Raw genomic sequence first — 10,937 nt, forward strand, 5'->3', positions numbered from 1 at the left:
TTACTTTTCCGGCATCGGCATGGGGAACGGCATCACGTTGCCGCCGCCCTTGGCTTCGCTGATCTTGGCCGTGCCCAGGCGCTCCACCTCGTCGATGCGTACGATCGAGTGCATCGGCACGAAACTGCGGATCACCCCCTCGAACTGGCTCTTGAGCTTCTCCTCGCCCGGGTCCACCACCAGCTGCGAACGCTCGCCGAACACGAACTCCTCGATTTCCAGAAACCCCCACAGGTCGCTCTGGTAGATCTGCTTGGCATACATCTCGAAGACCTGCCCCTGGTTGAGGAAGATCACTTTATAGATGGCAGGTTCGCGCTTGCTCATGTTCGTCGGGATAACACATGCGTAAGAAAAGGCGGGCATCATACCTGTACCGGCCCCTTCGCGGGCAAGCCCGCTCCCACAGGTATTGCACCCACCTTCCAAGCGGTGCGGTACCTGTGGGAGCGGGCGGGCCCGCGAAGAGGCCGGAACAGGCCGTACATACCGTTGAACGTTTCAGTGCTTTCGCCACTGCCATTCAAGGGTTATTCTTGAGTTCACCTTCATTGCCGTCGAGCGGCTAAAAACGACCTTGAACGCACCCATACAACCCCATCGTTTCATCCTCGAACCTTTCGAGGCCCATCGTTTCGCCAACTTGTGCGGCCAGTTCGACGAGCACCTGCGCCTGATCGAACAGCGCCTGGCCATCGAGATCCGCAACCGCGGCAATCAGTTCGAGCTGATCGGCGAACCCAAGACCACCTCCGCTGCCGAACAGCTGCTGCGCCGTCTCTACCGAGAGACCAAGGCCAGCGACCTGTCCCCGGAAACCGTGCACCTGTACCTGCAGGAATCGACCGTCGAGAACATCGACAACCCGGCCGTCAACGAGGTCAGCGTGTCGCTGCGCACGCGCAAGGGCAACATTCGTCCGCGCGGGGTCAACCAGCAACGCTACGTCAAGGAAATCCTGGCCAACGACATCAATTTCGGTATCGGCCCGGCCGGTACCGGCAAGACGTACCTGGCCGTGGCCTGCGCCGTGGACGCGCTGGAGCGGGAACAGGTGCGCCGCATCCTGCTGGTGCGCCCGGCGGTCGAGGCTGGCGAAAAGCTCGGCTTCCTGCCCGGCGACCTGGCCCAGAAGATCGACCCGTACCTGCGCCCGCTGTACGACGCCCTGTACGAAATGCTCGGCTTCGAACACGTGGCCAAGCTGATCGAGCGCCAGGTGATCGAGATCGCCCCGCTGGCCTACATGCGTGGCCGCACCCTGAACAACAGCTTCATCATCCTCGACGAAAGCCAGAACACCACGCTGGAACAGATGAAGATGTTCCTTACCCGTATCGGCTTCGGCTCCACAGCGGTGATCACTGGTGACATCACCCAGGTTGACCTGCCCCGCGGCACCAAGTCGGGTCTGGCGCACGTCATCGAGGTGCTGAAGGACGTTCCGGGGATCAGTTTCACCCACTTCCAACCCAAAGATGTGGTTCGTCACCCACTGGTACAGCGCATTGTCGAGGCCTACGACCGCTTCGATGCCCGCCAGGCCAAGCCCGAGGCGCCCGGCAAAGATGCTTGAACTCGATATTCAACGGGCCACGGATGACGCCGCCCCGGATGACACCGCCTTTCGCCGTTGGTGCGAACTGGCCCTGCGCCAGCGCAGCGCCGATTCGGAAATGACCATTCGCCTGGTCGACGAAGCCGAAGGCCGCGAGCTGAACCACACCTACCGGCACAAGGACTACGCGACCAATGTGCTGTCGTTCCCGGCCGACGTCCCCGACGACCTGCTCGATATCCCGCTGCTGGGCGACCTGGTGATCTGCGTGCCAGTGGTCGAGCGCGAAGCCGCCGAGCAGGGCAAGTCGCTGGAAGCACACTGGGCGCACCTGGTCATCCACGGTTGCCTGCACTTGCTCGGTTACGACCACATCGAGGATGAGGAAGCCGAGGAAATGGAAGGCCTGGAACGGGAATTGCTGGCAGAACTGGGTCATCCCGACCCGTACGCCGACGATGAAACCGACACCCTCACACACTGATACACGAAGGATCACGAGAACCGCCATGAGCGAAGATCGATCGAGCAACGGGCAGAAGTCCTGGCTGGGTAAACTGACCCAGGCTTTTGCCCATGAGCCGAAAAACCGCCAGCAACTCCTTGAGCTGCTGCGCGAAGCCCATCAGAACAAACTGCTGGACAGCGAAGCGCTGACCATCGTCGAAGGCGCCATCCAGGTGGCCGACCTGCAGGTTCGCGACATCATGGTGCCGCGTTCGCAGATGATCAGCATCAAGGCCAGCCAGTCGCCCCGCGAGTTCCTGCCGGCGGTGATCGACGCCGCGCACTCGCGCTACCCGGTGATCGGCGAAAGCCACGACGATGTGCTCGGGATCCTGCTCGCCAAAGACCTGCTGCCGCTGATCCTCAAGGAGAACGGCGACAGCTTCAACATCAAGGACCTGCTGCGCCCGGCCACTTTCGTGCCCGAGTCCAAGCGCCTGAACGTGCTGCTGCGCGAGTTCCGCGCCAACCATAACCACATGGCCATCGTCATCGACGAATACGGCGGGGTGGCCGGCCTGGTCACCATCGAGGACGTGCTGGAGCAGATTGTCGGCGACATCGAGGACGAGCATGACGTCGAGGAAGACAGCTACATCAAGCCGCTGCCCAGCGGTGACTTCCTGGTCAAGGCACTTACCCCGATCGAAAACTTCAACGAGTTCTTCGACAGCGAATTCTCCGATGACGAGTTCGACACGGTCGGCGGCCTGGTGATGAGCGCGTTCGGTCACCTGCCCAAGCGCAACGAAACCACCGAGATCGGCCCTTACAAGTTCCGTATTCTCAATGCCGACAGCCGGCGGATACACTTGCTGCGCCTGACACCGATCACCCGTTAAGGACAAACATGCGTTGGATCACCCGCCCCGGCTGGCCCGGTAACCTGCTGGCCTTGGCGGCCGGCGCCTCCACTCTCCTGGCCCTGGCGCCATTCGACATCTGGCCATTGGCCGTGTTGTCCATCGCCCTGCTCTACCTTGGCCTGCGCGAGCTCAGCCCGCGCCAGGCCATGTGGCGTGGCTGGTGGTTCGGCTTCGGCCTGTACGGCGCCGGCACCTGGTGGATCTACGTCAGCATGAACACCTACGGTGGCGCCTCGCCGCTGCTGGCGATCGTGCTGCTGCTGGCGTTCTTCGCCGCCCTGGCCTGGTTCTTCGCCCTGCCTACCTGGCTGTGGGCCCGCTGGTTGCGGCGCACCGAAGCACCGCTGGCCGACGCCCTGTGCTTCGCCGCCCTGTGGCTGCTGCAAGAGGCCTTCCGCGGCTGGTTCCTGACCGGTTTTCCCTGGCTCTACGCCGGCTACAGCCAGCTGGACGGCCCACTGGCCGGCCTGGCACCGCTGGGTGGCGTGTGGCTGATATCCTTCGCCCTGGCCCTGACCGCTGCGCTGCTGTGCAACCTGCACCGCCTGCGCGCCCGCCCCTCGTTCCTGGCGGTGGGCTGCCTGCTATTGCTGGCCCCTTGGGTGCTGGGCATGGCGCTCAAGGGCCATGCCTGGACCAAGCCGGCGGGTGACCCGTTGAAAGTGGCAGCCATTCAAGGCAACGTCGCGCAGGACCTGAAATGGGACCCGGCACACATCGACGCGCAACTGGCGCTGTACCGTGACCTGAGTTTCAGCTCCAAACCGGTGGACCTGCTGGTGTGGCCGGAAACCGCGGTGCCGGTGCTCAAGGATCAGGCCCAGGGTTACATCGATGTGATGGGCCGCTTCGCCGCCGAGCGGCATTCGGCACTGATCACCGGGGTGCCGGTGCGTGAAGTGGTGCATCACCAGCGCCGCTACTACAACGGCATCACCGTTACCGGTGAAGGCGATGGCACCTACCTCAAGCAGAAGCTGGTGCCGTTTGGCGAGTACGTGCCGCTGCAGGACATGCTGCGTGGCGCTATCGAGTTCTTCAACCTGCCCATGTCGGACTTCGCCCGTGGGCCGGAAGACCAGCCGTTGCTGCAGGCCAAGGGCTTCCAGATTGCGCCGTACATCTGCTACGAAGTGGTCTACCCCGAGTTCGCCGCCGGCCTGGCGGCCCGCAGCGACCTGTTGCTGACCATCAGCAACGACACCTGGTTCGGCACCTCGATCGGCCCTTTGCAGCACCTGCAGATGGCGCAGATGCGTGCGCTGGAAGCCGGGCGCTGGATGATCCGTGCCACCAATAACGGTGTGACCGCATTGATCGACCCGTTTGGCCGCATTACCACGCAGGTGCCGCAGTTCCAGCAGGCGGTGCTGTATGGCGAAGTGGTGCCGATGCAGCAGCTGACGCCTTACCTGCAATGGCGATCGTGGCCGCTGGCGATTGTCTGTGCGCTGTTGCTGGGTTGGGCGGTGCTGGCTGGACGCATTGCCAAGACCGTCTGATGATGCCGCCTGTACCGGCCTCTTCGCGGGCTTGCCCGCTCCCACAGGTACTGCGCACGCCTCAAGGGCTGTGAAGAACCTGTGGGAGCGGGCAAGCCCGCGAAGAGGCCGGTACAGGCAATACAGGTTTCAATAGAACAGCCTATACCCCACCAACCCCGCCACTTCATTGAGCAACTGCCCGCTCTGCCACATCGCCCGGCTCTCCGGTAGCAATCCGCCGAACGGCCGCGCATGATCGTGTCCGAGGAACCCGACCGGCGCCGGCACCACCTCGAACCCCGCCTGCTCGAAGCTCCAGCGCGAGCGCTGCATGTGCCAGGCCTGGGTCACCACGACCACCCGGCGAATCCCCAACGGCTGCAGCACCTTGGCGGTGAACCGGGCATTCTCCCAGGTGGTGCGGCTGCCCTCCTCCCGCCATTTCACCTCGACACCGAAATCTTCACGCAGGCGATCAGCCATCAACTGCGCCTCGCTCGGCGGCGAGCCATAGTGCAACCCGCCACTGGTCAACACCGGCAAGCCCGAAGCCTTGGCCAGGCGCGCGGCAAAGCGCATGCGCTCCAGCGCTGTGGCTGTGGGCTGGTCGCTACCGCCCCAGGCCGGGTCACCCCGCTCACGCCCCGCGCCCAGCACCACAATCGCGTCCGCCCGGCTTGCCAGGCCAGCCCAATCGCCGACTGCCAGCGGCGCTTCCGTCTCGAGCACACCGGCGGTTTCCTGCACCACCAGCGGCAGGCTCATCAACCACAGACCACCAAGGCCCACGGCAAAGCACAGCGCTGCCAGCCTGGGCCGCCGGCGACGCAGCCACCACGCCACGAGCAGCAGCAGGAACAGCACGCCCGGCGGCATCAGCCATTGTTTGATGAAGAATCGGATCGGCATTGGCCACACCTCCTTGGCAGGCGTGCAGCCTAGAAGGATCGACGCCGGTCGACAAGGCTGCGACCGGCGCCGATCATGAGCTGTGTAAATTTGAAGAACCGGCGCGCTATAGCCTGTGCCTGGCGCCCTGAACGGCTAGCGATGTGGCAGCGTCCTGGATCTCGCCGTGCTGGCGGGGCGTTTCTTGTCCTTGAGCCAGATGATCTTGGCCGATGTCGGCTCCGCTTGCGGGTAACTGCCAACACAGGCGTTGTGGCGTTCCGGGAGGGAATCCAGGTAGGCCTTGATCAGTTCGAACTCTGCGTGGCTCAGGCCACGCAATTCCAGCTCGGCTGGCATTTCGTCGCGCAATCGCACCGAAGTCCTGGCCACTTCCAGTGCCAGGCCAAGCCGGTCGATCAGGCGTTCGTATAGCTCCGGTCTGATTGCGGGTAGCTGCGTCTCTCCCATCCGTTCACCTCATTGAAGATAAGAATATCTCCCCCCACACCTGAGCTTAGCGTCGCTGCAAAAAGCAGCCGTGCGCCGCGACCAGCGGGCATTCGCAACGAAGGTTTCCCACGATGCGCGGCGCTGCTGTATGCTACGGCGTTCACTCTAAACGACACCGGAGTGCCGGACGCAGCGAGGTTCCGCTGCCTGGAACAAGGTCTCTTCCCTCTCAGCAAAAAGTAGCCATGCACGAACAATACACGCCCCGTGATATCGAAGCCGCCGCCCAGAACTTCTGGGACGAGCAACAATCGTTCGCTGTTACCGAACAGCCAGGCAAGGACACCTACTACTGCCTGTCGATGTTCCCGTACCCGAGCGGCAAGCTACACATGGGCCACGTGCGCAACTACACCATCGGTGACGTGATTGCCCGCTACCAGCGCATGCTGGGCAAGAACGTGCTGCAGCCGATGGGCTGGGACGCTTTCGGCATGCCCGCGGAAAACGCGGCGATGAAGAACAACGTCGCCCCGGCCAAGTGGACATACGAAAACATCGACTACATGAAGACCCAGCTCAAGAGCCTGGGTCTGGCCATCGACTGGGCACGTGAAGTCACCACCTGCAAGCCCGACTACTACCGCTGGGAGCAGTGGCTGTTCACCCGCCTGTTCGAGAAAGGCATCATCTACCGCAAGAACGGGACCGTGAACTGGGACCCGGCCGACCAGACCGTACTGGCCAACGAGCAGGTCATCGACGGCCGCGGCTGGCGTTCGGGCGCGCTGATCGAGAAGCGCGAAATCCCGATGTACTACTTCCGCATCACCGACTACGCCGACGAGCTGCTGGAAAGCCTCGACGAGCTGCCGGGCTGGCCTGAGCAGGTCAAGACCATGCAGCGCAACTGGATCGGCAAGTCGCGCGGCATGGAAGTGCAGTTCCCCTACGACCTGGCCAGCATCGGCCACGAAGGTACCCTCAAGGTCTTCACCACCCGTCCCGACACGCTGATGGGCGCCACTTACGTCGCGGTCGCCGCCGAACACCCGCTGGCCACCCAGGCCGCCCAGGGCAACCCGGCACTGCAGGCGTTCATCGACGAGTGCAAGAGCGGCAGCGTTGCCGAAGCCGACATGGCCACCCAGGAGAAGAAGGGCATGGCCACTTCCCTGCTGGTCGAGCACCCGCTGACCGGCGAGAAACTGCCGGTATGGGTCGCCAACTACGTGCTGATGCACTACGGCGATGGCGCTGTCATGGCCGTGCCAGCCCACGACGAGCGCGACTTCGAGTTCGCCCACAAGTACAACCTGCCGGTCAAGGCCGTGGTGCGCACCAGCGCTGGCGATGAAGTCGGCAGCGAGTGGCTGGCCGCCTATGGCGAGCATGGCCAGCTGATCAACTCCGGTGAGTTCGACGGCCTGGACTTCGCCGGTGCCTTCGACGCCATCGAAGCCGCCCTGATCCGCAAGGAGCTGGGCAAGTCGCGTACCCAGTTCCGCCTGCGCGACTGGGGCATCAGCCGCCAGCGCTACTGGGGCTGCCCGATCCCGATCATCCACTGCCCGTCCTGTGGCGACGTACCGGTGCCGGAAGACCAGCTGCCGGTCACCCTGCCGGAGAACGTGGTGCCGGACGGTGCCGGTTCGCCACTGGCGCGCATGCCGGAATTCTACGAATGCAGCTGCCCGAAATGTGGCGCCGCAGCCAAGCGTGAAACCGACACCATGGACACCTTCGTCGAGTCGTCCTGGTACTTCGCCCGCTACGCCTCGCCGAACTACGAAGGTGGCATGGTCGACCCTAAAGCGGCCAACCACTGGCTGCCGGTCGACCAGTACATCGGTGGTATCGAACATGCCATCCTGCACCTGCTGTACGCGCGCTTCTTCCACAAGCTGATGCGTGACGAAGGCCTGGTTACCTCGAACGAGCCGTTCAAGAACCTGCTGACCCAGGGCATGGTGGTCGCCGAAACCTACTACCGCGTGGCCAGCAACGGCGGCAAGGACTGGTTCAACCCGGCCGATGTCGAGGTCGAGCGCGATGCCAAGGCCAAGATCATCGGTGCCCGCCTGAAAACCGACGGCCTGCCGGTGGAAATCGGTGGCACCGAGAAGATGTCGAAGTCGAAAAACAACGGCGTCGACCCGCAATCGATGATCGATCAGTACGGCGCCGACACCTGCCGCCTGTTCATGATGTTCGCCTCGCCGCCCGACATGAGCCTGGAATGGTCCGACGCCGGCGTCGAAGGCGCCAGCCGCTTCCTGCGCCGCGTCTGGCGCCTGGCCCAGGCCCACGTGGCCCAAGGCCTGCCGGGCAAGCTGGATGTTGCCGCCCTGGACGACGCGCAGAAGGTCATCCGCCGCGCCATCCACGCCGCCATCAAACAGGCCAGCACCGACGTCGGCCAGTTCCACAAGTTCAACACCGCCATCGCCCAGGTGATGACTGTGATGAACGTGCTGGAAAAGGCCCCGCAGGCCACTGAACAGGACCGCGCCCTGCTGCAGGAAGGCCTCGAGGCCGTCACCCTGCTGCTGGCACCGATCACCCCGCACATTTCTCACGAGCTGTGGCAACAGCTGGGCCACCAGCAGGCCGTCATCGACGCCAGCTGGCCAGCCGTCGACGAGGCAGCCCTGGTACAGGACACCGTCACCCTGGTGGTGCAGGTCAACGGCAAGCTGCGTGGCCAGGTCGAAATGCCGGCCGCCGCCAGCCGCGAAGAAATCGAAGCCGCGGCGCGCAGCAACGAGAACGTCCTGCGCTTCATCGATGGCCTGACCATCCGCAAGGTCATCGTGGTACCGGGCAAGCTGGTCAACATCGTCGCCAACTGATGGCAACGCCCGCCCGCAGCCACTGCGGGTGGGCGGAACAGGCCCACAAGGGAGCAACAACATGATCAAACGCAATTTGCTGGTAATCGGCCTGGCGGTCATGCTCAGCGCCTGCGGTTTCCAGCTGCGCGGCACCGGCTCCACCGAGCTGAGCGTGAAGGAAATGGACGTCAGTGCACGCAACGCCTACGGCCCGACCGTGCTTCAGCTGCGTGAAGTACTGAAGCGTAGCGGCGTCAACGTGCACGCCGGCGCACCGTACCGTCTGGTACTGACCAACGAGCAGGAGCGCGAGCGCTCGGCGACCTACAACAGTGGTAACCGTACCGCCGAGTACGAGCTGACCACCGTGCTGAACTACAGCATCCAGGGCCTGAACAACCTGGAGCTGATGAGCGACAAGCTGGAAGTGCGCAAGATCTACCTGCGTGACGGTTCGAACATCACCGGCTCCGAGCAGGAGGCCAACCGCGCCCGTGAAGAAATGCGTCGCGACCTGGTCAACGCCATGGTCGTTCGCCTGCAGATGCTGACCCCGTCCCAGCTGGACGAGCTGCAACGTCAAGCCGACGAGCGTGCCAAGGCCGAAGCCGCTGCGCTGGAGGCCGCACGCCGCCAGCAGGCCGAAACGCCTCAGCAATCGCCACTGGAAGTACCGGGCAACTAAGCCCGAGCGGGGTACCTTCGGGTACCCCGCCTGTTCCCCATGAAGCTCGCCCCCGCCCAACTCAACAAGCACCTGCAAGGCGCCCTGGCACCGGTCTACGTGGTCAGCGGCGACGACCCGCTGCTGTGCCAGGAAGCCGCCGACGCCATCCGCAACGCCGCTCGCCAGCAGGGTTTCGACGAACGCCAGGTATTCAGCGCCGACGCCAACTTCGACTGGGGCACGCTGCTCCAGGCCGGCGCCAGCCTGTCCCTGTTCGCCCAGCGCCGCCTGCTGGAACTACGCCTACCCTCGGGCAAGCCCGGTGACAAGGGCGCCGCTGCACTGATGGAATACTGCGCCAATCCCGCCGAAGACACCCTGCTGCTGGTCAGCCTGCCCAAGCTCGATGGCAGCGCGCAGAAGACCAAGTGGGGCAAGGCCCTGATCGAAGGTGCCCATTGCCAGTTCATCCAGATCTGGCCGGTGGATGTGCACCAGTTGCCACAGTGGATCAACCAGCGCCTGCAGCAGGCCGGCCTGTCGGCACAGCGAGACGCCGTCGACCTGATTGCCACACGTGTGGAAGGCAACCTGCTGGCTGCCGCGCAGGAAATCGAAAAGCTCAAACTGCTCGCCGAGGGCAACCAGATCACCGTGGAGACCGTGCAGGCTGCCGTCGCCGACAGCGCCCGCTTCGATGTCTTCGGCCTGGTCGATGCCATTCTCAACGGCGAAGCCGCGCATGCCCTGCGCATGCTCGATGGCTTGCGTGGGGAAGGCGTGGAGCCACCGGTGATTCTCTGGGCCCTGGCCCGGGAGCTGCGTCAGCTGGCCGGGCTGGCCCAGCAGTTCAGCCAGGGTGTACCGCTGGACAAGGCCTTCAGCCAGGCCCGCCCGCCGGTCTGGGACAAGCGCCGCCCTTTGGTCAGCAAGGCCCTGCAGCGCCTGTCGGCGCAGCGCTGGGCGCAGTTGCTGCAAGATGCCCAGCGTATCGATGCGCAGATCAAGGGCCAGGCCGAGGGTTCACCCTGGACGGGCCTGGCGCGCTTGTCGCTGCTGATGGCCGGCCAGCGCCTCACACTCCCTCCCGAGTAACTGGGGCCGCTGTGGGAGCGGGCATGCCCGCGAATCAGGCGACGCGGTGGATGGCACCGGCTTCGCCGGTGTTCGCGGCGGTTCGACGCCTCGACACGCCCGCTCCCACAGGGCTGCAATGCCCCCCAACATCTCGACCATATACACAATCAATTGGCCCCACCCTGCCCCAAGCCCTACAGTGCGCTGCGAAACCCACCCAACCGGGGAACCCCGCCATGAGCAAAAAGCCGAAAAAGCACGGCCCCAACAAGGCCAAGTCAATCATCGCCCAACCGCTGTTCCGCTGCCGACAGGAACGACCGGACAAGGGCAAAGGCAGCTACCGCCGCGAAGCCTTCCAATCGAGAGATTGGGAGGCTTCCTACTTTTTGGCAGCATGAAAGCATCGAAAGCGCAGGCATGGTATGGTCGTCACCTGACCTGCAATTCTGGATCTGTGCATGCTCCTCAGTCTTCTCCCCCGCTGGAAAACCCGTCAGTTGATCGCGGCCTCCAGTTTCATCCTGCTCGTGGCTTGCGCAGAAAAGCCCACCGCCGCCGATGCCCTGCCGCTGGCCCCCGCCCACCCCGCCCCCGTCGTTA

At 64.0% G+C, this 10,937-nt stretch carries 11 protein-coding genes and 1 pseudogene; 9 read left to right on the forward strand and 3 right to left on the reverse strand.

Annotation, left to right across the window (positions count from 1 at the left end):
• Window positions 1-327: a DUF1820 family protein gene (locus CAF70_RS20835; protein WP_039613561.1), complete on the reverse strand. Its 327-nt coding sequence runs from the start codon at window positions 325-327 to the stop codon at window positions 1-3.
• 250 nt (window positions 328-577) lie between these two features.
• Between CAF70_RS20835 and CAF70_RS20840 the strand changes: the two genes are divergently transcribed.
• Genes CAF70_RS20840 through lnt form a run of 4 tightly spaced genes read left to right on the forward strand, consistent with a single transcriptional unit; the run spans window position 578 to window position 4,433 of the window.
• Complete coding sequence (locus CAF70_RS20840; RefSeq protein ID WP_013974342.1) at window positions 578-1,576, forward strand: PhoH family protein; 999 nt, start codon at window positions 578-580, stop codon at window positions 1,574-1,576.
• Window positions 1,569-2,042, forward strand: a complete 474-nt coding sequence (gene ybeY / locus CAF70_RS20845; RefSeq protein WP_085625748.1) for an rRNA maturation RNase YbeY — start codon at window positions 1,569-1,571, stop codon at window positions 2,040-2,042. Before CAF70_RS20840 ends, ybeY begins: the two co-directional genes overlap by 8 nt.
• A 25-nt stretch (window positions 2,043-2,067) precedes the next feature.
• Entirely contained in the window at window positions 2,068-2,907 is an 840-nt protein-coding gene (locus CAF70_RS20850; protein ID WP_003257584.1) for an HlyC/CorC family transporter, read from the forward strand.
• 8 nt (window positions 2,908-2,915) lie between these two features.
• Window positions 2,916-4,433, forward strand: a complete 1,518-nt coding sequence (gene lnt, locus CAF70_RS20855) for an apolipoprotein N-acyltransferase (RefSeq protein WP_085625749.1) — start codon at window positions 2,916-2,918, stop codon at window positions 4,431-4,433.
• Between the two features lie 129 nt (window positions 4,434-4,562).
• Here the strand turns inward: lnt and CAF70_RS20865 are convergent, their stop codons facing one another.
• Together CAF70_RS20865 and CAF70_RS20870 are read right to left on the reverse strand one after the other, a co-directional pair.
• Complete coding sequence (locus CAF70_RS20865) at window positions 4,563-5,324, reverse strand: YdcF family protein (RefSeq protein WP_085625750.1); 762 nt, start codon at window positions 5,322-5,324, stop codon at window positions 4,563-4,565.
• A gap of 135 nt (window positions 5,325-5,459) precedes the next feature.
• Window positions 5,460-5,774 (reverse strand): hypothetical protein, encoded by a 315-nt coding sequence (locus CAF70_RS20870; protein WP_003257582.1) that lies wholly within the window; start codon window positions 5,772-5,774, stop codon window positions 5,460-5,462.
• 227 nt (window positions 5,775-6,001) lie between these two features.
• Between CAF70_RS20870 and leuS the strand changes: the two genes are divergently transcribed.
• From leuS to CAF70_RS27170, 5 genes and pseudogenes are all read left to right on the forward strand, one after another.
• Complete coding sequence (gene leuS / locus CAF70_RS20875; protein WP_085625751.1) at window positions 6,002-8,608, forward strand: leucine--tRNA ligase; 2,607 nt, start codon at window positions 6,002-6,004, stop codon at window positions 8,606-8,608.
• A 61-nt stretch (window positions 8,609-8,669) separates the two neighbouring features.
• On the forward strand, window positions 8,670-9,275 hold the full coding sequence (gene lptE, locus CAF70_RS20880; RefSeq protein WP_085625752.1) for an LPS assembly lipoprotein LptE: 606 nt from the start codon (window positions 8,670-8,672) through the stop codon (window positions 9,273-9,275).
• A 39-nt stretch (window positions 9,276-9,314) separates the two neighbouring features.
• On the forward strand, window positions 9,315-10,352 hold the full coding sequence (gene holA, locus CAF70_RS20885; protein ID WP_085625753.1) for a DNA polymerase III subunit delta: 1,038 nt from the start codon (window positions 9,315-9,317) through the stop codon (window positions 10,350-10,352).
• Between the two features lie 218 nt (window positions 10,353-10,570).
• The gene (gene arfA, locus CAF70_RS20890) at window positions 10,571-10,735 is read left to right on the forward strand and encodes an alternative ribosome rescue factor ArfA (RefSeq protein ID WP_027917766.1); all 165 of its coding nucleotides are present in this window, start codon (window positions 10,571-10,573) and stop codon (window positions 10,733-10,735) included.
• A gap of 60 nt (window positions 10,736-10,795) precedes the next feature.
• Window positions 10,796-10,937 (forward strand): annotated as a pseudogene (locus CAF70_RS27170) (lytic murein transglycosylase); the annotation flags it as partial.

The sequence above is a fragment of the Pseudomonas sp. B19(2017) genome (assembly GCF_002113165.1).
GTDB lineage: Bacteria > Pseudomonadota > Gammaproteobacteria > Pseudomonadales > Pseudomonadaceae > Aquipseudomonas.